Source organism: Salisaeta longa DSM 21114, from assembly GCF_000419585.1.
Classification (GTDB): domain Bacteria; phylum Bacteroidota; class Rhodothermia; order Rhodothermales; family Salinibacteraceae; genus Salisaeta; species Salisaeta longa.
Map to the genome: position 1 here is coordinate 1,190,096 of NZ_ATTH01000001.1, position 21,455 is coordinate 1,211,550.

Below are 21,455 nucleotides of genomic sequence, written 5' to 3' on the forward strand. Positions count from 1 at the left end.
GGGAAGACGTCCGTGGGAAGGGGTTTTGTCTGTTAGGACCCATCGTACGCAATGCCGGTGAGGGCACGGGCGCGGGCCATGATGGGCGCGATTTGCGCGCGGGCCTTGCGGGCGCCGTCGCGCAGCACATCCATCACGTAATCGGGACGCTGCGCCAGTTCCTTCCGGCGGGCGCGCGCCTCCGCGAAGTAGTCGTCAATGAGCGTCAGCAATTCGCCCTTGGCGTGGCCATAGCCGTAGCCGCCGGCCCGGTACTTCTGGGCAATGCTCGCCGCCGTTTCCGGATCGGCCACATGCTTGATGAGGGCAAAGACGTTACACGTGGTCGGATCTTTCGGTTCGTCGAGCGGCGTCGAGTCGGTTACGATGCTGTACACCTTGTCCTTTAGCGTTGCGCCCTCGTCAAAAATGCCGATGGTGTTGCCGTAGCTCTTCGACATCTTTTGGCCATCGGTGCCGGGAATGACCGCCACGTCGTCCAAAATGTGGGCCTCGGGCTCCGGAAAGAGCGGATCGTCGGCCGGGGCGTAGGTGGTGTTAAACCAGCGCGCAATGTCGCGGGTCACTTCAATGTGCTGCTTCTGATCGGCCCCCACCGGCACGAGCGTACCGCCGTAGATGAGGATATCGGCCGCCTGCAGCACCGGATAGTTGAACAAGCCCGCATTAGGCGTTAGGCCCTGCGCCACTTTGTCTTTGTACGCCACGCCCTTCTCCAGCCGGCTGGTGGGGATCAGGTTGAAGAACATCCACATCAGCTCGGTCACCTCCGGCACGTCGCTCTGCACAAAAAGGGCCGCCTCCTCCGGATCGAAGCCGAGGGCCAGGTAATCGAGCGCCACATCGAACGTGTTGTGGCGCAGCGCCTCGGCATCCTGCACCGAGGTCATGGCGTGGTAGTTCACGATGAAGTAGAACGCATCGTGCCGCGTGTGCAGATCGATGTGTTGGCGGATGGCGCCGAAGTAGTTGCCCAGGTGGAGCTTGCCCGAGGGCTGAATGCCCGAGACGACCACGGGCGGAAATGCCGGGGCGTCGTCAGCAGCGGCAGCGGAAGCAGCGGGGGAGGCGTCAGACATACAAACAGGGGAATGCAACGAATGAATGGAAAACGAGGCGGTTAGCGGCTCGTCATTTTACGCAGCACCTGCAGGCGTTCGGCGCTGTTGCGCTTTACGACCTCCAGGATGGCGCGGGTGCGAATTTGATGGTTGATGTCGTCGAGCTCGTCGCGCAGCCGCTCCTGAAACGCCTGCTCTTGGTCTTTGAGCTGCAAGAGCATGTCGGCCGGATCGTCGCCCAGCGAGATGCTGCCCCGCGGAATGTCGGTGCCGTTGTACGCCACGCCGCCGCAGCTTAGCACCGTCTCCGAGAGCTTGCCCACATCGGCGCGCGCGGTCTTTTGCAGCGCCCCGAGGCCGTCGGTCACGTGCTCGTTGGGGTGCTCCGCCACCACGTAGCCGTAGGCCCGGTTGAGGCGGATGTGGGCCTCGATGATCGGATTCAGCCGCTCCACCGTCTCCTCGCGGGTGATGGTTTTGCCAGCCCATCCGCGGTTTAGCAGAACACTCTTGATAGGATTCGCCATAACAGAAGCAGGTTGAAAAGGGTGCATGCACGAAGGTGTGACGAGCAGGGGGCGCGATTGTGCCTCACGCCGGGGCGGGGCGGCAGCGGCCTACAGGAGTCCTTCGGCCGCCACGTGCAGCGCCTTACGCAGCGCCGCGGCCTTGTTGCGGGTTTCTTCGTACTCGGCCGTGGGCTCGCTATCGGCCACGATGCCCGCGCCGGCCTGAATGTACGCCGTCTGGTTGTGGGTGAGCATCGTGCGGATGGCAATGCACGTGTCGAGCGATCCATCGAAGTTGATATAGCCCACCGCACCGGCGTAGATGCCCCGCTTGGTCGGCTCCATCGCGTCAATGATTTCCATGGCGCGCACCTTGGGCGCACCGCTTACGGTACCGGCCGGAAAGCATGCCGCCAGCACATCCAGCGCGCCGTGCGCCGCGTCAACCTGCCCCACCACCGACGACACAATGTGCATGACGTGCGAGTACTGCTCGATGTAGGCGTAGCGGTCCACCTCCACCGACCCAAACCGGCTCACGCGCCCCAGGTCGTTGCGGCCCAGGTCCACAAGCATCAGGTGCTCGGCCCGCTCTTTGGGATCGTTCAGGAGCTCCTCTGCCAGGGCAACGTCTTCTTCCGACGTCTCGCCGCGCGGGCGCGTCCCCGCAATGGGCAGCACCTCGGCCTGCCCGTCCTCGACGCGCACAAGCACTTCGGGCGACGAGCCGACCAGCGCGAACGGCCCAAATTCCATGTAGAACAGGTACGGCGACGGGTTGACCTGCCGCAGCGCGCGGTACAGGTTGATGCGGTCGCCCGAGAACGACGTTTTAAACCGCTGCGAAAGAACCACCTGAAAGATGTCGCCATCGGTGATGTGCTGCTTGGCCGCGCGCACCGCCGACTCAAAATCGTCTTGCGCAAAGGTCGACGAGAGATCTTCGGCGGGCAGATCGACCGGTGCCGGGGGCGGCGGGGTGCGCTTGAGGTCGGCTTCCAGTTGCTCGAGGCGCGCGTGGGCATCGTCGTAAGCCGCGCGCAGGTCGCTCTCGGGCGTGAGGAACGTCTGCGCCACAAGCATCAACTGGTTGCGCACATGATCGAACGCAGCCACGGTGTCGTAGAACGCCCAGGTGGCATCCGGAAGCTTCAGGTCGTCGGTGGGCACGTCGGGCAGGTGCTCAATGCAGCGCACCGTGTCGTAGCCCATGTAGCCCACGGCGCCGCCCGTAAGGCGCGGCAGCTCGGCAACCGCCACTTCGTGGTACCGGTCGATAAGGCGCTGCATGACGGCAAAGATGGTACCGTCGGTCGCGTCCTCGGGCAGGGGCGCGTCGGGCGTGCGGTATTCCTTAACGTGCACGTCGTGGCCGTTGTCGGTGGCCCACACGAGGCGGTACGGGTTGCGCCCCAAGAAGGAGTAGCGCGCCAGCTTTTTGCCGCCCTCCACGCTTTCCAGTAGAAAGGTGTGCGAGGCGTCCTCACGAAGCGCCAGCACGGCGGTTACAGGCGTAAGCAAGTCGGCGCTGCGGCGTACGTGCACCGGCACGATGCACCGCTCATGGCCCTGTTCGAAGGCGCGCGTCGCGTGGTCTCGGAAGTCGTCAAACGTCATAGGCGTGGAGGAAAAATAAAAACCCACTGCGTCGGCGGGAGGCAGCGGGCAGGCGGTAGACGATATGCGCGAAATTGCTCAACGAAACGTCGCAAATGCGCAGCAGCGGCTGCCCCTCAGGGATGAGGGCCGCCAACGCCACCATGTCGCAAATTGAGGACGCATAACAGGTGTATGCTACGCACCACAGCGAAAAGGCGCAAGACGCTCGCCCTTGAAAAGCCTGTAGAGACTGCATGCGCTACGGCACGATGCAACCCATTGGCAACGCAGAATCACCATGACAGCCCAGAGGTTGGGTAGGCTGTGTTTGAAAAATCAACGTGAGCCCGAGCCCGTGGGGGAAGCCGTAGCTGCACGGCGTTCGAAGCAGGGGTAGCGGGCCTACAACGATGCAGCACCACGCAGCGGCAGCGGCTACCCAACCGGGCGCAGTCCGCGAGGGGTTTTCAAATACAGCCTAAACAGCGGTTTATTCTTTTCGACACGATGTGAGCATGAGACCTTTCGTTTTTGCGCTTTGCTTCTTGGGCCTTTGCGCTGCCAATGCCTCCGCACAGCAGGGTACCGCCCCGGCGCCCGTCGACACACAGACGGTGCGGCTCCGTCCGGTGATTGTACGCAGCACGCCGTTTGCCCTTACGACGCGGGCCGCGCCGTTTGCGGTGAGCGTGGTGGAGCGCTCGGCGGCCGACCTCAACACGCGGGCCGCGCTGGCATTGGAGGATTTTGCATATGGCGTACCGGGCGTGTGGATCAGCAGCCGCGAGCACTATGCCCTTGGCTATCGCATCACCATGCGGGGCATGGGCTGGCGCTCGCAGTTTGGTGTGCGTGGGGTGCAAATCGTCATGGACGGCATCCCCCTCACCACGGCCGATGGCCAGTCGGTGCTCAACATCGTCGATCCGTCGTTCATCCGGCGCATGGAGGTGATCCGCGGACCGGCCTCTACCTTTTGGGGAAATAGCAGCGGCGGGGTCGTCTATCTCTCCACCCAGCCGCCGGCCGATGCGGCGCCCCTTCGCTTCCGGCAGGTCGTAGGATCGTACGGCCTGTCCAAGACCGACGTGCAGCTCACGCCCGATGTGGGGCCGCACACGCTCTCGGCGTACGGCTCCTATCTGACGCAAGACGGCTACCGTTCCCACAGCTCGGCCCGTTTGGCCCGCGCGGGCGCTACCGGGCGCTTCGTGTTGGGTCCGCAGCAGTCGCTTCGCGTGATGGGCGCTTTTTCAAGCATGCCGGAGGCCGAGTCGCCCGGATCGATTGGCCAACAAGCCGTGCGCGCAAATCCGCAGCAAGCGCGTGACGCGTTTACGGCGGTGGACGCCGGCAAGACGTCGATGCAAGGCCAGGTGGGCGCCACGTACACGCATCATGCGGCCCTAGGCACGGTGCGCGCTACCGGCTACGGCCTCTTTCGGGACCTCGAAAACCCGCTGCCGTTTGCTTACATTACGGTCGACCGCCGCGGCGGCGGAGGCCGCCTCACCTGGGAGCGCGACCTGGGCGCGGTGGGCTGGGGACTGGGCGCGGCGGTTAAGCTCCAGCGCGACGACCGCGTGGAGTACGGCATTGGTGATGATGGACAGCGGCTGCGGGATGTGCGCTTGGTGGACCAGCTGGAGACGGTGCGCACCCTTGCGGCCTTTGGGCGGGGCACCTACGCCATGGGGCGCTTGCAATGGAGCGCGGGCGTGCGCTACGATCGCCTCCGCTTTGCTGCCACCGACCGCACCGCGGGCCGCGCAGATACCGGCGCGCGCACTTTTCAGGCGCTTAGCCCTTCGGTAGGCGTGCAGCTGATGCTGCCTCAAACGCGGCTGTATGCGAGCGTGAGCACGGCGCTTGAGACGCCCACCACCACCGAGCTGGGCAACCGGCCCGATGGCGGCGGCGGATTTAACCCGACGCTTCAGCCGGCCCGCACGGTTGGACTGGAAGTGGGCGCCCAGGGGCGGGCCGCCCCCCAACGCCTGCGCTACGATCTTACCCTGTTTGGCATGCAGGTGCGCAACCTCTTGCTGCCGTTTCAAAACGCAAACGATGAGACGTTTTTCCGCAACGCGGGCCGCGCGCGGCACCTGGGCGTGGAAGCAGCCGTGCGGTGGCGCCTGCCGCACAACGTCCGCTGGCGCACCAGCTACACGTACGTGCGGGCGCGCCTCACATCGGGCACGCTAGCCGACGGAACGTCGATCACCGGAAACGAGGTGCCCGGCGTACCGCCGCATCGCTGGAGCGGCGCCCTGGCGTGGACGCCCCCTCGCCCGCTGCATCTCAGCATCAACTACCGGCTGGTACACCGCTATGCCGTAAACAGCGCCAACACCGCAGCTAACGACGGATACACCGTCTTCGACGTGCGCGCCAGTCATCCCGGCCTGCCGCTCACCGATGCCCTGCTGCTCCAGCCCTTTGTGGAAGTCAACAACGTGCTCGGCGCCACCTACACCGACGCCGTGGTCGTGAACGCCTTTGGCGGACGGTACTACGAACCGGCGGCCGGACGACACTGGCGCGCAGGCCTCAGCCTGCAGCTTCAATGACCCCCAAACGGCACGCGGCCGACGCCCGGAGAGGCATCGGCCGCTGCATGGCACCGACAGACCGAGAACGTCAGACGTTACGCGGACACCGTCTGCTCTTTCGTCTCGGGGACCGGCGCAATCTCAAAGCGCACGCCCTGGTCGCCCGGGTACGGCTCATGGTGGTCGTGATGGTTCTTCCAGATGTCCTCCGGAATGCCTTCGGGAAACGCCTCGCACGACGGCTCGTCCACGTTCCGGTTCAGGTGCTTGCACGCCGTGCACATCGATTGAATCGCGTGGGCCATAACAATTCTTTGGGTTGCTAAGGATCTATGAATGCTGTGGGTACACAACCTGCCGACTACCCATCAGATCCACTTGCGTGCAAGTTTATAGGCGGTCTAAATCACGCGGAATGCCCGTAAACGGCACCATACCACGATTTTGCACGTGGACAACTCGCATGCACGCATCAGCGCCTGAGTGATTACAGCGCCGTCGCATTTCATCAATCGTTCGTGGACCAAAACCTACGCCCCCCTTAGTTTAGATCCTGTCTACTTAAGGAACCAACATCACATCATGTGTACCCTCGAAACGTTTCGCAAGGAAGCACCGGCCGGCTTCACGTTCAACAAGCGCCCGGGCCAGCACGCATACAAGTACGTGCTGCACGGCAAAAATTGTCAGCTCGGTGTGCTGTTTGAAACCTCCACCGACGTGTACTTCGAGTGGTTGTCGGAGGATGATGCATCGGTTGTGTACCCGCCGCGGCTGCGGTACCGTGCCTGGCCCAAGCACGAAGTTGCACGTCTGCTCAATGCGGGCGTTTGGGAGCCGCTGCAGCGACCGAAGACCTTCGCTTAGGAGCCGCCTCAACAGCCCTGTGGGCTCACGATCGCGGCAGCGCGATGGTAACCGTTGTGCCCACCCCAGGCGTGCTCTCGATGTCCACCGTGCCGCCGGCCCGCTCGGCCAGCAGGTGGCAGAGCGCCAGCCCTAGCCCTGTGCCGTGCTCGCCAGACGTGCCCCGGGCCGAGGCGTACGCAGGCGCACGTTCGGTGGCTGTTGTCAGCGCTTCGAGCCGTTTCGGTGCAATGCCCACGCCGGTATCTTCTACGCATATCCGAACACACGCTTCGGTCGATTCCGCCGTGAGCAAGATGTCGCCCCCCGGCGGCGTGTACTTCACCGCATTCGACAGGATGTTGCGCAGTATGGTGCTTACCACGAACTGATCGCCACGCACGCGCACGTCGGCTGCAATGCGGTTGGTGAGGGTCAGTTGCTTCGTCGACGCCTGGCTCTCTAGCAACCCAATTGTACGTGTCGCCACGCTACGCATGTTGAGCACCTCGGGGGTAAGCTGTAGGGGCCCCGTTTGCAGGCGGGCCCACGCCAATAAATTGTCGATGAGCGCGAGGGCTTGCTGCGACGACTGGTGCATCAGCGATAGCGTTCGCAGCTCGTCATCCCGCGGCATGTCGTCATCGATCAGCACCTCCGTAAGCCCACTAATGCCGATGAGAGGGTTTTTGAGGTCGTGTGACAGCACCGAGAGGAGCCGGTCTTTTTCGACGTTGGCCTCTTGCAGTGCCTGCCCCGCCTCCATCACCTGTTCATTGAGCGCCACGAGCCGCTCGGCCTCCCGGATGACCGTGCTCTTGTGGCGCTCAACATCTGGCGCAAACGATGGGCTGACCCGCTGGCGCAGCGCGTCTACCGCCCGGCGTAGCGCACGGGATGCACGCGTGCGCTCAGAAATGACGGCGCCGAGGATGAGCATCGTCCCCGAGACGGCCACCATAAACAGTTGCACCGACATCATCTGATCGATGGCCTGCTGGTAATGCAGCACAAGCGCCGCGCTCGTATTCAACACACACAGGGCCGCGATGGTATGCATTAAGCCGTGCCGTACGGCGATCCAAAGCATCGGGAGCACGCACCAAAAGAGCACAAACCGCCCTGTAGCGACCGAAAAGAACGCAAGGTAGATACCCACGCCCAGAGCTGCAGCCTCGGCTATGCCAAATACGGTGGCTCGAAGGGATGGCACCCGCAGGCGGACACGGCGTGTGGGCCGCCAAAGGGTAGCCGCGGCTCCTAGCACGGCAAGCGGCATAAACGTGAGGATGGCGGCGGCGTCCCCCAGCCACCAGTGCACAAACGTTTCGTTGAGCGTGGCCGCCGTGTAGCCCGGCACGCCGGCCGCAAAATATCCAGCAATGGCGCCCCCACCGGCCAGCACCGGAAGGACAACCGCCACCAGACACAACCACTGAACGCCGCGCACCGACAACAGATCAGCGCCCGGCGCCGTGCGCTGCAGCCATGCGCCGGCCGCCCCGTAGCACAGCGCAATCCACGCGTCGGGCGCCAGCAGCACCGGTAGCGGCAACCCCGGCTCCATGATAAAGAGCCCACTGCCAAGCAGAGCCAAAAAGAGAACAGGCACGGCCGTCCACCCCAGCAAGAAAGCCAGCGCCAAGTTCCACCCGGCCGAAGGGTACCATGTACCAACACCAGGAGCCACTTCAAACAAAAACGCCAGCGTATCTGATGCTGCAAACAGCACCAGATAAAGTCCTATAATGGCAGCCTGCCGACTGCGCGAATGGCCGGTCGCATCTCTCAAGGCAGTATCTAACGAGTTATGAAACGCGGCGGGTGTCTTTTACAGCGCAATAACGCCTTCAATTGCTCCTGCTTCTTGATACACAGTAACGACCTCATCGCTGGATGTCACGCGCAAATGCGCGGTTACGCTCAAATAATTTCCCTTGCTCGACGCCCGCACTTTCAACGAGTGGTCGCCAAAGACCGACTTCAGCTCGTCGACGTGGGCCGCCGGCGCAATAAACTTAAACGTGTACCGCGTGGGCCATTCATTCTCCTCATCCAAAAGTTCACGAAAGCGGTCCCACCACTCGTCGGGATTGTCCGCATTTTCTCGTTCGATAATTTGCATAACAGTGGAGAATCCTTCATTATTAGGGGAAAACGTAACACTTTGGCGGCCAGCACCGTCTCGTATGCGTGATAGCACACACGGCAACCGGTGTACCAGTGTCCGTGTGTTACGTGCGGCATGCTGCATAGGTACCGCGAACCGCTTGGTTTCTTTCTCGTCAACCGCCCTCTACACATATGCTCTCTCGTTTTTCAAAGATGGCTCGCTGTTGCGGGCTGCTCCTGCTGATCCTTTGCCTCGCGCCCGCGGCCCACGCGCAGTCGATGATGGATCAGTTCGCAGACGATGTCACCACCTTCACCTTAGACAACGGCCTCACGTTTGTCGTCATCGAGCGGCACGACGCGCCGGTGGTCTCCTTCCATACCTACGCCGACGTGGGCTCGGTCAATGAGCCGCAGGGGCAAACCGGCATTGCGCACATGTTTGAGCACATGGCGTTTAAGGGGACAACGTCGATTGGGTCGAAGAATATCCAGAAGGAGATGGCCGCCCTGCAGCGCCAGGCCGACATCTACCAGGAGCTGATGGCTGAGCGCGCGAAGGGCCGCCTGGCCGACTCGACGCGTTTGCGCAACCTGGAGGAGAAATTCAAAGCGGCCCGCGAGGAGGCGCAGAGCTACGTGGCAGGCGGCGCGTACGAGAACCTCCTGGAGCGCAATGGCGTGGCGGGCCTCAACGCGTACACCAGCGCCGACGCCACCGGCTACATCTACAGCCTGCCCGCCAACAAGCTCGAACTCTTTTTTGCCCTGGAGGCCGATCGGTTTCGGAATCCGGTGCTGCGTGAGTTTTACACCGAGCGCAATGTCGTTATGGAGGAGCGCCGCCAGCGCACCGAATCGAATCCTATCGGGCGGCTCCTCGAAGAAACGCTCGCAGCGGCCTTCAAGGCGCATCCGTATGGCGCGCCCACCATTGGACACATGTCGGACCTGCAAACGATTTCCCGGACGCAGGCGAAGCAGTTTTACGAGACGTACTACGTGGCCAGCAACCTCACCATTGGCATTGCCGGCGACGTGAATCCGGAGCAGGTGAAAGCGCTGGCGCAGGAATACTTTGGCCCCATGGCCGACAAAAAGCCGCCCCTGCCGGTAACCACCGAAGAGCCAAAGCAACTTGGCGAACGCCGCGTTATCATCCGCGAGTCGACGCAGCCGTTCATCATCATGGGCTATCATCGCGGCAGCATGTTTAGCCCCGACGACCCGGTGTACGACATCCTCGCCTCGGTGCTTTCCAACGGACGCACAAGCCGCTTGTACAAGCAACTCGTAGAAACCGGGAAAGCCCTGAACGCTCAGGCTATCTCCAGCTTCCCCGGCGATAAGTATCCGTCGCTGTTTGCGCTCTTTGCAGTGCCCAACCGCGGCGTATCACCCGATAGCGTAGAGCAGATGGTGTACGACGTGCTGGAGCGCATCAAGACGGAAGGCATTACGCAGGAAGAGCTTGAACGCGCCAAGACAAAGGCGCGCGCCAACCTGATCCAGGGCCTCGACTCCAACAGCGGCCTCGCCCGTGCCTTCTCGCGCATGGAAGCCCTCACCGGCGACTGGCGCAACGTCTTCCGCCGGCTCGACGCCCTGCAAGCCGTTACCGCAGCGGATGTACAGCGCGTCGCGCAGGATACCTTTGTGCGCAGCAACCGCACGGTGGGCATGATTAAATCGGCCGATGACGCCGCGCCCACGGCGAGCGCCCAGTAAGCCGCCGCGCCATGCACCCCGCGCAACTCTTTCCATCTGACTTTTTGGATCCTATGAAACGCTTCGTTCTTGTTTGTCTTGCGCTGTTGCTGCCTGCCGTGGCAACGGCCCAAGATCAACCCATTGAAACGGTTGACTACGATGTTCGCGACCTTGAATTTCCAGCGCTCCGCGACTTTCAAGCGCCCGAGCCTACCCGTGTAACGCTCGATAACGGCCTCACGGTGCTGCTGCTCGAAGATCACGAGTTGCCCACGATTAGTGCCGCCGCGCGCATTGCCACCGGGAGCGTGTACGCGCCGGCCGACCATGCCGGGCTCGCCTCCATCACGGGCACCGTGCTGCGTACCGGCGGCACGCAAACGATCTCGCCCGATTCCCTGAACCTGTTGCTTGAAAATGTGGGCGCCGCGGTAGAGACGGGCATCGGTCAAACCTCCGGATCTGCATTCATGTCGACCCTCAGCGAGCATATAGACACTGTGCTGCCGCTGTTTGCCAGCGTGCTCATCGATCCGGCCTTTGCGGAGGAGAAGGTATCACTGGCCAAGAGACAGCAAAAGTCGGCGATCTCGCGCCGCAACGACAACGCGCAGCAGCTGGCTTTCCGCGTGTTCGATAAGATTGTGTACGGCGAAGACAGTCCGTACGCCCGCACGCCGGAGTACTACACCATCGACCGCATCAGCCGCGCGGATGTCATCGATTTCTACAACACGTACTTCCACCCCAATAACGTCATTTTGAGCGTGTGGGGCGACTTTGAAACCGAAGCGATGGTGGCCAAGCTACGTGAGCACTTTGGCGATTGGCCCACAAAGGCAGGCTTCGAGCAGCCCACCCCACCGACGCCCACGGCCAACCGCAAGGCCTCGGTGAGTGTCGTGCCGCGATCTGATGTCAACCAAAGCACGGTGCTCATTGGGCACGTAGGGGAACTGCAGCGCGACGACGCCGACTACCCCGCCACCATCATCATGAATGAGGTGCTGAGCGGCGGCTTCTCGGGACGGCTGTTCCAGAATGTGCGGAAGGACAAAGGACTGGCCTATTCCGTCTTTGGCGCCTACACTGCCGGGTACAACCGGCCCGGGCGCTTTTACGCGGGCGTGTTTACCAAAAGCGGAACGACCGTGCAGGCCGCCAATGCCGTCTTGGAGGAGGTGAAGGGCATGCGCACAGACAAGCCCACGCCCGAGGAGATTAGCTTGGCGAAAGACAGCTACCTCAACTCGTTCGTGTTCAACTTCGACACCGAGCGCGAGGTGCTGTCCCGTCTCATGACGTATGCATACTATGACTACCCGGCCGACTTCCTCCAGCAGACCAAGAACAAGCTGGATGCGGTAACGGCCGACGACGTGCAACGCGTGGCGCAGAAGTACCTGTACCCGGGGCAGAGCCACATCCTTGTGGTGGGCAATACGGCCGACTTCTCGCAAGACCTGTCGACGCTCGCTCCCGATGGAGCGGTGGACACCGTAGACGTGTCGATCCCCACCGAGCCGCCTACTGCGAAGGCCGACGCCCCCGCCTCAGCGGCCGCGATGAAAGCGGGCATGACGCAGCTCCAGGCGGCCCAGAAGGCCCTGGGCGGCACCGCCTATGCTAACCTGCAGGCGATGCGCATCAAGCAGACGCAGGCCGTGCAGAGCCCTGCAGGCGAGCAGAAAATTGAGGTGTCGCTGCTGCTGAACATGGCCGATGGCACCCTGCGCGCCGAGCGTGTCTTGCCCAACGGCATGACCGTAGTGGCCGTCGACAACGGACAAACCATGAAGGCCAAGGCACCCGGCCGCGGCGTGATCGAGATGCCCGCGTCGATGCGCGAACAAAGGCGCAAGCAGGTATGGTACAGCATTCCGTACCTCATGGCCAACCTCGACGCGCAAGGCCTGAAGGCTGAGGCGCTCGGGGAGCAAACCGTTGAGGGCACCACGTACCGCGCTGTGAAGGTCACGCCCCCCAAGGCCGACCCCATGACGCTGTACCTCGACCCGGACACCAACCGGCCCATGCGTATCACCTACACGGGCATGACCCGACAAGGCCCCATGGAGACGACCACAGTCATTGACAGCTACAAGCAGTTCGGGGATGTGATGGTCCCCGCCAAGCTGGTCACTTTCCGCGACGGCTCGAAGGCCGCCACGACCGAAACCACCGCGTTTGTGGTGAACCCCGACATTGCGGAGGGCACCTTCACGCTAGAGTGACGCTGCTCGCTCTCCTTCTGCGACCATGAAAGCAACCGCCTGGCAGCCACCCGCTGCCGGGCGGTTTGTGTTTGTATTGCCCGTGCCCCCCACTCGCGCCCTGCGCGGGGAACGTCCGCCCCGTGCCTGCCGTCCGCTCTATCCACCAAAAAGCGCTTTCATCGACTTGGCGTCTTATGCTCCCCGACCACGTAACCCTGTGTGACGTTGGCCCGCGCGACGGCTTTCAGTTTGAGGACCGGTTTATTCCCACCGACCGCAAACTCGCCATCATCAACGCCCTTGCCGACGCCGGCCTGCCGCGCATTCAGGCGGCCTCGTTTGTTCATCCGAAGTGGGTGCCGCAGATGCGTGATGCCGAAGCGGTATGCGCCGGGCTGCCGGACCGCGACGACGTCATCTTTAGCGGGCTGGCCCTGAACCAGCGCGGGCTGGAGCGTGCCCATGCGGCCGGACTCTCGCACGTCGACCTGTCGATTGCCACCCACGACGCCCACAGCCAGGACAATGCCAACATGAGCGTTGACGAAGCGGTGGCCCAGGCCGATGCCATGCTCGATTATGCCGCGGCCCACGGCCTATCGGCCCAGATGGGCTTTCAGACCGTGTTTGGCTATCAGGAGCCGGGCGATACGCCGCTGGAGCAGATCACCGAGCTGGCCGCTCATTTCGCGCAACGTCCCCTCGACTCCCTCTCGCTCGCCGATTCGACCGGCATGGCCAATCCCCGGATGATTCAGCAACGGGTGGAGGCGGTGCAGCAGGTTATCGGCGACGTGCCGCTGGTGCTGCATCTTCACGACACGCGCGGGCTGGGGCTGGCCAACGTGTATGCTGCCCTGGAGGTGGGCGTCTCCTGGTTCGATACGTCGCTGGCCGGTATGGGCGGCTGCCCCTTCATTGAGGGCGCGACCGGCAATATCGCAACCGAAGACACGGCCTATCTGCTGGAACAACTGGACATCACCACGGGCGTCGACTACCGTGCGGTGGCCCGCGCCTCAACCCAGATCGAGGCGTTTTTGGACAAGACGTTTCCCGGCACCATGCACCACCTCTTGCAACGCAGCGCGGCTACGCCTGCGTAACCGGCACCGGCTGCATACCCTACGCCACCTGTCCCAAAATGGCCATCAGGACAAAAAACCCGACCAGGATGCCTACAGCGATCATAATTTGACGCTTTACTCGACGATTCATGACGCCTCTTGGGTTTTATCAGGGAGGATGGCCCGGAAGGGCTTTTGTGTGTTTCTATACGTTACGTTAACAAGCGGGTGCCGGTTCGTCAACCAGTTGCTTGCATCTGCAGGGCAATCGCATCAAGTGGGAGTCCGTCCTGGTGCCGTTCAGGAGTAATTTGTACAATGACAATGATATGCCCCGGAAGCGGGGGCTGAACTTTGAAACGTACAGGGCGGATTCACGATTGCTCATGCGATTGTATTGCTTACATCTGTACCTTCAATGCTACGATTGATTTTGGTTTTTGATCAGGCGCTCCATTAGCTTACGCCAGTCCATTCACCTGCGGCCTGGAAATGGTCGCCGGACGGTTGCTTGCTGCCTGGTATTTGCTGTTGGTCTCTTCATGTGTCGCCTACGCTTCGTTGCTTTTCTCCTTTGTGCATGTATCGCTTCCTGCCCACCAGTAGCAGCCGCCCAGCAGCGCCTCACCACCGGCCTTCCATGGATTGAACCGTACGACGCCGACACCTACGCGAGCTGGCGCGGCGACGTTAAGGTCGGCCACCGCCAAAACTGGTCCATAACGCAGGGCCCCAACGGCATCCTCTATGTCGGCAACCAAGAAGGACTACTGAGCTTTGATGGGGCGCGCTGGGGTGCGATTCCTGTAGGCGCCTCAGAAGCTACCGGGCACCGGGGACGACGCGTCGCATCTGTGACGACGACGCCCCCCGAGCATCCCACGCCGGGCCGGGTGCTTGTGGGCAGCGAGGGTACGTTCGGCTGGCTGCGCCCGGATTCGCTTGGGCGCATGACGTACGAAGCGCTGTCTGATTCGCAGGCCGTGGCCGATCCGTTTGGGACGGTGTGGAAGACCAGTGCCACGTCGCGGGCAGCCTATTTCCTTACCACCCAACGCCTCTTTCAGTGGAAAAACGACACGCTGCACGTCTGGCACACCACCGATATCCAGTTTCCGGCGTCTGCCGATACCTCGCAGCTGGCGCCTCCCGCGGCGCGCGAATTTTTCTTTTCGTTTGTGGTGCGTGACACCCTCTACGTGCAAATGCGCGGCGTGGGCTTACTGTATGCCGACGGCCATACCCTGCGCCCGCTGCCGGGAGGGCTCTCGCTCGGCGGCCGCGATGGCATCTACGCGTTGCTGCCGTACCGGAATCATCAGCTGCTTATCGGCACGCGCACCCAGGGGCTGTTCATCTACACGGGCCGCACAATTCGGCCGGTGGACTGGCCCGTGGAGCCGTGGCTGCTGCGCAACCAGTTGTACCATGGCGTGCGCCTGCCCGACGGTACCTATGCCCTGGGCACGCGGCGCGGCGGCATCCTCCGCATGACGGCACGCGGGGAGCGCCTGTACGTCTTAGATGAGTCAAACGGGCTGCCGGATCAAAAAGTACACTTCCTGCGGACAGACCGCGAGGGCAACCTGTGGGCCGCTCTCAACCAGGGCATCGCGCGCATCGACGTGGCCTCGCCCTACACCTATGTAACCAACCATTTGGGCTTCGACACGTCCGTCAATGCCGTTGCGTGGTTCCAGGAGAAACTCATGTTAGGAACCAATGCAGGCGTATACCGCATGCGCCCCCGGGCGGGCGCCTTCCCGACGTTTGAGCTGCTTCCGTTGCCCACTGTCACGTGTAGTGATATACAACCTACGCCGCAAGGGCTGCTCGTCGCGCTGCAAACCGGCCTTTACGTGTATACCCCTGAGGAATCGTATCGCGTGCTGTCTACAGCCGATAAAGCAGAACAGGTGGTGCGTACGCTTACGCTCCCGGCCCCCTCCGCACGGTACGCCTACGTCGGCTTTCGGAATGGCGGTGTGGGGCGGTTGGTCGTGCGCGACGGACGCTGGACGCTCGACCGCATGCTGCCCGGAACCCACGATGCGTCTGTCACGCACGTGGTCGAAACAGCCGGCGGCACCTTGTGGGCGTCCACCTTTGCCAACGGCGCCCTCCGCATCGAGCACCCCGAACGCGAAAATCCGCGCGTGACGCGCTGGGGGCTCGATGACGGCTTGCCGGTGCTTATCGATCTGACGCTGCACAGCATCCGCGACACCGTCTATTTCGCCACGCGCCAGGGCCTCTATCGCTTTGACGCCGCCACGCAACGCTTCCGCCCCGATTCTACGCTGCTTCCGCGCTGGGCCCGTTCGGATCAGTTTGTCACGTCGCTGCAGCGGGGTCCGACGGACTGGTTGTGGGGACGCGCGGCCGACATGAACGCGCGCCGTGATGCATCCATCTTGCGCCCCCTCCGCCGTACGGCGACCGGCTGGCAGCCCGGGCGTCCGGTGGCTGCTACGCGTCCGTCGGTGGTTTACGATCTGGCCATCGGGGCGCGCGGGCTGTGGGTGGCCGTGAACGAACCGGGCGCGCTTATTCACGTCAACCGCCGCCGCTTTCGCGCCTTCCCGTGGCCCACCTCCGCACCAGACGCGCTGCCGCCTCCCATCGTGCGCAGCATCACTGTAGCGCCCGACGACTCGCTGGTTTATGGCGGCCCGGCGGGACCGGTGCCGCAACTCGCACCCGCCACGCAAAACGTGCGTGTATCGTTCGCGCTGCCGCTCTTTTCGCACACGGCCCGCGTGGAATACCGCACGCGGCCTGGCCCCACCGCCCGGTGGTCGGAGTGGTCGGCTCGGCCGTCGGTCACCTATGCGCGGCTGCGTCCGGGCCGCCACGCGATAGCCATTCAGGCACGCACCGCCGCGGGCCGCCGCTCGGCCATTGCCACCCTGCCCATCGTCGTGGAGACGCCCTGGTACCGCACGCCGCTTGCGTGGGCCGCCTGGCTTCTGGGGGCTGTGGGCGCCGCGGTTGGCCTGGGCTACGGCGCCGTCCGCTGGCGCACCCGCCGGTTGCAGCAGCGGCAGGCCGCGCTGGAACGCACCGTGGACGCCCAAACCGAAGCGCTACGCGCCGAGAAGCAACGCACCGCCGATGCCCTTGCCGCCGTGGCCGAGCAGAAAGACGCCATCGCATCGCTCAACACGACCCAATCGCGCTTCTTCACCAACATCAGCCACGAGTTTCGCACGCCCCTCACCGTAACGCTGGGGCTGCTCGACACGTGGCGCGCGGCCGACGACCTGCCGGATCAACTCCAGAGCGACCTGCAGCAAATTCTCCACCACAACCGCCGCCTCCTCACGCTCGTCAATCAGCTGCTCGATATTGCCCGGCTGGAAGCCAACACGCTCGATCTGCGCATGCAGCGCATCGGCCTGCACCCCTTTTTGTCTACGCTGGCGCAGTCGTTTGTGGGATTGGCCGAGCGGCGCAGCCTCACCTTCCGCCGCACCCTCGTCGATGCCCCGGTGCTGGCGGACCCCGAGCAGTTGGAAACCATCGTGACGAACCTGCTCAGCAATGCGTTTAAGCACACCCCGGCCGGTGGCACCGTTACGCTCTCAACCGCTGTGCACGACGGCGCCGTTTGCATAGCCGTAGCCGACACCGGGCCCGGGATTCCGGCTGCAGCGCAGGAACACATCTTTGAGCGCTTCCACCAGGTTGAGGGGCGCTCGGCCGGTGCAAGCAGCGGCCTGGGCCTCTCGTTGGCCCGCGCCCTGGCCGAGCGCCACGGGGGTACCCTCACCGTGGAGAGCACACCCGGCGACGGCGCTACGTTTACCCTGGCGCTCCCGGCCGATGCCACCGCACTGGTTGGCCGCCCCGATGTGACCTGGCGCCCCGAGGCCGCCGCGCGCACGTCTGCCCCGCTGCGCACCACGCCCCAATCCCTTCCGGCCGCATCACACGACGCCACGGCTGCGTCGGCCCCTGATGACGCGGCCGCTGCCGCAGACGACGCGCGCCCGCTCGTTCTGGTCGTCGACGACAACGCCGACATCCGTACCTATGTGCGCCGCGTGCTGACGCCGGCCTACCGCGTGATGACCGCACCGGATGGCGCGCGGGCCCTGGCGCATGCCCGTGCCCAGCCGCCCGACTGCATCGTGGCCGATGTGATGATGCCCACCATGGACGGTACCGAACTGCTCGCCACGCTCCGCGACGACCCGGCCCTCGACTTCATCCCGGTCATTCTCCTCACGGCCCGCGCTACGCTACCCGACAAGCTAGACGGACTGGCCACCGGCGCCGACGCGTACCTCACCAAGCCTTTTGAACCCAAGGAGCTCCGCGCCCGCATTCAGAACCTCATCGACCAGCGCATGCGCCTGCGCAACCGCTTTCAACAAGAGCAACCGGCGCATCTCTTTTCATCCGACGGGCACCCGGGCCCGCCTCCGCAAGCCCCCAACTTTTTGGATACGGTGCGCGCGGCCATCCGCGACCACATCAGCGACGAATCGTTCGGCGTGCGCGCCCTAGCCGAGGCGGTGGGCGTGAGCCGCTCGAAGCTGTACCGCGAGCTCAAGGATTACACCGAGCAGTCGCCCAGCGCACTCATCTGGGAGATGCGCCTCGACGCGGCGCGCGCCTTGTTACGCAACGACGAGGGCACCATCAGCGAGGTGGCGTACGGCGTGGGCTTTAAGAGCGTCGCCCACTTCACCAACCGATTCCGCGAACGCTTCGGCTATCCGCCGTCGGAGCTGCAGGCGGCCGCTACAGATGCCGCGTCGTAGCGGCCCCGCTGCACTGTCGATTCCGTGAGGTTGAGTAGCCGTCGGCGCGGGGTACTCGGCGTTACGCGTCCGCTTTAATCGCGGCCTGCGCGGCGGCCAATCGGGCAATGGGCACGCGGAAGGGCGAACAGGAGACGTAGTCGAGGCCTGCCTCGTAGCAGAAGGCAATCGAGGAGGGCTCGCCCCCGTGCTCGCCGCAGATGCCGACCGGAAGCTCGGGATTGGCCGTGCGGCCACGCTCTGTCCCCAGCCGCACGAGTTCGCCCACGCCCTCCTGGTCGAGCGCCTGAAACGGATCCTCCGGCAGCAGCCCTTCATCCACGTAAGAAGGCAGAAAGGACCCGGCGTCATCGCGGCTGTAGCCGAATGTCATCTGCGTCAGGTCGTTCGTGCCGAACGAGAAGAAGTCAGCGGCCGCGCCAATCGATTCGGCCTGAAGGGCGGCGCGCGGCACCTCGATCATCGTGCCGATGTGCACGTCGACAGACGCCTCGCGCTCGTCGAAGACGGTCTGGATGGTGCGCTCGATGACGCGGCGCTGGTCGTCAAACTCGGCCCGCGTGCTGACGAGCGGTACCATAATTTCGGGATGTACCGAGATGCCGTCGGCCTGCACGTCGAGCGCGGCCTCGATGATGGCGCGCGTCTGCATCTCCGTGAGCGCCGGCACGGTGATGCCGAGGCGGCAGCCGCGGTGGCCCAGCATCGGGTTGAACTCTTCGAGCGCCTCGACCTTTTCGCGCACGGCATCGACCGAGACGCCGGCGCGCTCGGCCAGCTTCTTCTGGCCCGCGGCGTCGTTCGGTAGGAATTCGTGCAGCGGCGGATCGAGCAGGCGGATGGTGACGGGGTGGCCGTCCATCACGCGGAAGATATCTGCGAAGTCGCTGCGCTGGTGGGGACGCAGGGCGTCGAGGGCGTCGCGCCGGGCGTCCTCCGTGTCGGCCAGGATCATCTCGCGCATGGCGAGGATGCGTTCATCGCCGAAGAACATGTGCTCGGTGCGGCAGAGCCCGATGCCCGCCGCGCCAAAGTCGAGGGCCTGCTGGGCGTCGTCCGCCGTGTCGGCATTGGCGCGCACGCCCAGCGTGCGGAATTCATCGACCCAGGCCATGAAGGTGGAGAAGGCGCCCGTCATCTCGGGCTCCACGAGCGGCACCTTGCCGCGGATGACCGCGCCCGTCGCGCCATCCATCGAGATCCAGTCGCCCGCGTGGATGGTGACCGAACCGTTCGTGAACCGCTTCTCGTCTTCGTAGACGGTGAGGGCGTCGCAGCCGGCTACGCAGGGCTTGCCCCAGCCGCGGGCCACGACGGCCGCGTGGGAGGTCATGCCGCCGCGCGACGTGATGATGCCCTGCGCCGCATCCATCCCGCCCACGTCCTCGGGGCTCGTCTCGGTGCGGACGAGGATCACGTCTTCTCCATTCTTGGCTGCTGCTTCGGCATCGTCAGCCGAGAAGACGGCCCTGCCGACGGCCGCGCCGGGGGACGCGGGCAGCCCGGTGCCCAGGACGTCGTCCTCGTAGTCGGCGTCCTCGTCGAAGTGCGGATGCAATAGCTGGTCGAGATGGCGGGGCTCAACGAGGTGCGCCACGGCGCGCCGGCGGTCGATGAGTTCTTCATCCACCATATCCACGGCAATTTTGATGGCGGCGGGTCCGGTGCGTTTGCCGTCGCGCGTCTGGAGGATGTAGAGCGTGCCGTCCTGAATGGTGAACTCCAGGTCCTGCATATCGCCGTAGTGCGCTTCGAGCGTGCGGCGGACCTCCTGCAGCTCGTCATATATCGCCGGCATGAGGTCTTGCAGCTCCTGGATGTCGCGCGGGGTGCGAATGCCAGCCACGACGTCTTCGCCCTGTGCGTTCGGCAGGAACTCACCGAAGAGCTTATTCTCGCCGGTGGCAGGGTTGCGGGTGAAGCAGACGCCCGTGCCGCTCTGCTCGCCCATGTTGCCGTACACCATCGCCTGCACGTTGACGGCCGTGCCGCGCAGCCCTGTGATGTTGTTGATCTTGCGGTACTTGACGGCGCGCTCGTTGCGCCACGAGTCGAACACCGCGTCGATGGCGCGGCGCAGCTGTTCGCGCGGGTCGCTGGGAAATGGTTCGCCCGTCTCGTCTTCGAAGAGGGCGCGGTAGCGATCGACGAGTGTGCGGAGGTCATCGGCCGTGAGGTCGAGGTCGTTCGCGGCGCCGCGCTCGTCTTTCAGCTCGGTCATCACGTCTTCGAACCGGCGGTGCGGCACGCCGGCCACCACGTCGCCAAACATGTCGATGAGGCGACGATAGGCGTCGTAGGCGAAGCGCGCATTGCCGGTGGCGCGGGCGAGGCCCGCTACGGTGTCATCGTTCAGGCCCAGGTTGAGCACCGAATCCATCATGCCAGGCATCGAAACGGCTGCGCCGCTCCGCACGGAGACGAGCAGCGGCGCCTCGGCGTCGCCCAGCGTGCGGTCCATGAGCGTTTCGAGGTGCGCGATGCCGCCTTCCACTTCGTCCTGCATGCCACGCGGCCAGTCGCCGTCGTGGTCGTTGTAGTAGTGGCACGCCTCGGTGGTGATGGTGAAGCCCGGCGGGACGGGCAGGCCGAGGGCGCTCATCTCGTTGAGGTTGGCGCCTTTTCCGCCCAGCAGCGCTTTCATCTCTTTGCTGCCTTCAGCGGAGCCATCGCCAAAGCGGTAAACGAACGTCGTATCTGAGTCGTGGGGCATACCATGGAGCGCTTGGTTCGGAAGGACCGGCCATGCAAAACACGTCGTTTGGCCGCGCAACGGAGGCAACGTCTCATCCACACAGCCTTGAGAATTGCAGCACAAACGCCGTGGGACTAATAACGCCTTACACGAACGTACGTTTGGTCCTGTAGTCCGGACATCTCGGGTGGGGGCTGCCCTGACAACCGCGTGGGGATCGAAGCGAACGGCGGTTTCTTGATAAACAACACCCCGACGGCCACTCATCACCGGCCCCTCGTCCGCCACGCAGGCAACATCTGCGTGACGGCAGCCCGCG

Annotated in this window: 13 protein-coding genes; 6 read left to right on the top strand and 7 right to left on the bottom strand. The window is 63.9% G+C overall.

Annotated features, from left to right (window positions below):
* Positions 1–32: 32 nt before the first annotated feature.
* The 3 genes from trpS to trpE all read right to left on the bottom strand — a co-directional run bounded on the left by trpS (position 33) and on the right by trpE (position 3,187).
* On the bottom strand, positions 33–1,079 hold the full coding sequence (gene trpS / locus SALLO_RS0104990; protein ID WP_022835221.1) for a tryptophan--tRNA ligase: 1,047 nt from the start codon (positions 1,077–1,079) through the stop codon (positions 33–35).
* Between the two features lie 41 nt (positions 1,080–1,120).
* Positions 1,121–1,588 carry a hypothetical protein gene (locus SALLO_RS0104995; protein WP_022835222.1) on the bottom strand — a complete coding sequence of 156 codons (468 nt, stop codon included), beginning with the start codon at positions 1,586–1,588 and terminating at the stop codon, positions 1,121–1,123.
* Between the two features lie 90 nt (positions 1,589–1,678).
* Complete coding sequence (gene trpE / locus SALLO_RS0105000; protein ID WP_022835223.1) at positions 1,679–3,187, bottom strand: anthranilate synthase component I; 1,509 nt, start codon at positions 3,185–3,187, stop codon at positions 1,679–1,681.
* A gap of 497 nt (positions 3,188–3,684) precedes the next feature.
* On the opposite strand from trpE, the gene SALLO_RS15320 reads away from it, so the two are divergent.
* Positions 3,685–5,739 (top strand): TonB-dependent receptor family protein, encoded by a 2,055-nt coding sequence (locus SALLO_RS15320; protein ID WP_084696165.1) that lies wholly within the window; start codon positions 3,685–3,687, stop codon positions 5,737–5,739.
* A 77-nt stretch (positions 5,740–5,816) separates the two neighbouring features.
* Here SALLO_RS15320 and SALLO_RS0105015 read toward each other — a convergent pair whose 3' ends face one another.
* Positions 5,817–6,026: a hypothetical protein gene (locus SALLO_RS0105015; RefSeq protein WP_022835226.1), complete on the bottom strand. Its 210-nt coding sequence runs from the start codon at positions 6,024–6,026 to the stop codon at positions 5,817–5,819.
* A 277-nt stretch (positions 6,027–6,303) separates the two neighbouring features.
* Between SALLO_RS0105015 and SALLO_RS0105020 the strand changes: the two genes are divergently transcribed.
* Positions 6,304–6,588 carry a hypothetical protein gene (locus SALLO_RS0105020; RefSeq protein WP_022835227.1) on the top strand — a complete coding sequence of 95 codons (285 nt, stop codon included), beginning with the start codon at positions 6,304–6,306 and terminating at the stop codon, positions 6,586–6,588.
* Between the two features lie 25 nt (positions 6,589–6,613).
* On the opposite strand, the gene SALLO_RS0105025 is transcribed toward SALLO_RS0105020, so the two are convergent.
* Complete coding sequence (locus tag SALLO_RS0105025; protein WP_084696166.1) at positions 6,614–8,359, bottom strand: sensor histidine kinase; 1,746 nt, start codon at positions 8,357–8,359, stop codon at positions 6,614–6,616.
* A 39-nt stretch (positions 8,360–8,398) separates the two neighbouring features.
* Positions 8,399–8,692, bottom strand: coding sequence for a DUF493 domain-containing protein (locus SALLO_RS0105030; RefSeq protein ID WP_022835229.1), 294 nt, complete (start codon positions 8,690–8,692; stop codon positions 8,399–8,401).
* 179 nt (positions 8,693–8,871) lie between these two features.
* Between SALLO_RS0105030 and SALLO_RS15325 the strand changes: the two genes are divergently transcribed.
* From SALLO_RS15325 to SALLO_RS18820, 4 genes are all read left to right on the top strand, one after another.
* Positions 8,872–10,407, top strand: coding sequence for a M16 family metallopeptidase (locus tag SALLO_RS15325; protein ID WP_228702773.1), 1,536 nt, complete (start codon positions 8,872–8,874; stop codon positions 10,405–10,407).
* Between the two features lie 53 nt (positions 10,408–10,460).
* Positions 10,461–12,623 carry an insulinase family protein gene (locus tag SALLO_RS15330; RefSeq protein WP_169577886.1) on the top strand — a complete coding sequence of 721 codons (2,163 nt, stop codon included), beginning with the start codon at positions 10,461–10,463 and terminating at the stop codon, positions 12,621–12,623.
* Positions 12,624–12,799: 176 nt separating this feature from the next.
* Positions 12,800–13,711 (top strand): hydroxymethylglutaryl-CoA lyase, encoded by a 912-nt coding sequence (locus SALLO_RS0105045; RefSeq protein WP_022835232.1) that lies wholly within the window; start codon positions 12,800–12,802, stop codon positions 13,709–13,711.
* Positions 13,712–14,526: 815 nt separating this feature from the next.
* Complete coding sequence (locus SALLO_RS18820; protein WP_022835233.1) at positions 14,527–18,441, top strand: ATP-binding protein; 3,915 nt, start codon at positions 14,527–14,529, stop codon at positions 18,439–18,441.
* A 61-nt stretch (positions 18,442–18,502) separates the two neighbouring features.
* Here the strand turns inward: SALLO_RS18820 and ppdK are convergent, their stop codons facing one another.
* Positions 18,503–21,154, bottom strand: coding sequence for a pyruvate, phosphate dikinase (gene ppdK / locus SALLO_RS0105055; RefSeq protein WP_022835234.1), 2,652 nt, complete (start codon positions 21,152–21,154; stop codon positions 18,503–18,505).
* Between the last annotated feature and the right edge of the window lie 301 nt (positions 21,155–21,455).

What these genes read in the sequence shown, in the direction of transcription:
- trpS (WP_022835221.1), bottom strand. Translation starts at nt 1,079, where the DNA reads ATGTCTGACGCCTCCCCCGCTGCTTCCGCTGCCGCTGCTGACGACGCC.
- SALLO_RS0104995 (WP_022835222.1), bottom strand. Translation starts at nt 1,588, where the DNA reads ATGGCGAATCCTATCAAGAGTGTTCTGCTAAACCGCGGATGGGCTGGC.
- trpE (WP_022835223.1), bottom strand. Translation starts at nt 3,187, where the DNA reads ATGACGTTTGACGACTTCCGAGACCACGCGACGCGCGCCTTCGAACAG.
- SALLO_RS15320 (WP_084696165.1), top strand. Translation starts at nt 3,685, where the DNA reads ATGAGACCTTTCGTTTTTGCGCTTTGCTTCTTGGGCCTTTGCGCTGCC.
- SALLO_RS0105015 (WP_022835226.1), bottom strand. Translation starts at nt 6,026, where the DNA reads ATGGCCCACGCGATTCAATCGATGTGCACGGCGTGCAAGCACCTGAAC.
- SALLO_RS0105020 (WP_022835227.1), top strand. Translation starts at nt 6,304, where the DNA reads ATGTGTACCCTCGAAACGTTTCGCAAGGAAGCACCGGCCGGCTTCACG.
- SALLO_RS0105030 (WP_022835229.1), bottom strand. Translation starts at nt 8,692, where the DNA reads ATGCAAATTATCGAACGAGAAAATGCGGACAATCCCGACGAGTGGTGG.
- SALLO_RS15325 (WP_228702773.1), top strand. Translation starts at nt 8,872, where the DNA reads ATGCTCTCTCGTTTTTCAAAGATGGCTCGCTGTTGCGGGCTGCTCCTG.
- SALLO_RS15330 (WP_169577886.1), top strand. Translation starts at nt 10,461, where the DNA reads ATGAAACGCTTCGTTCTTGTTTGTCTTGCGCTGTTGCTGCCTGCCGTG.
- SALLO_RS0105045 (WP_022835232.1), top strand. Translation starts at nt 12,800, where the DNA reads ATGCTCCCCGACCACGTAACCCTGTGTGACGTTGGCCCGCGCGACGGC.
- ppdK (WP_022835234.1), bottom strand. Translation starts at nt 21,154, where the DNA reads ATGCCCCACGACTCAGATACGACGTTCGTTTACCGCTTTGGCGATGGC.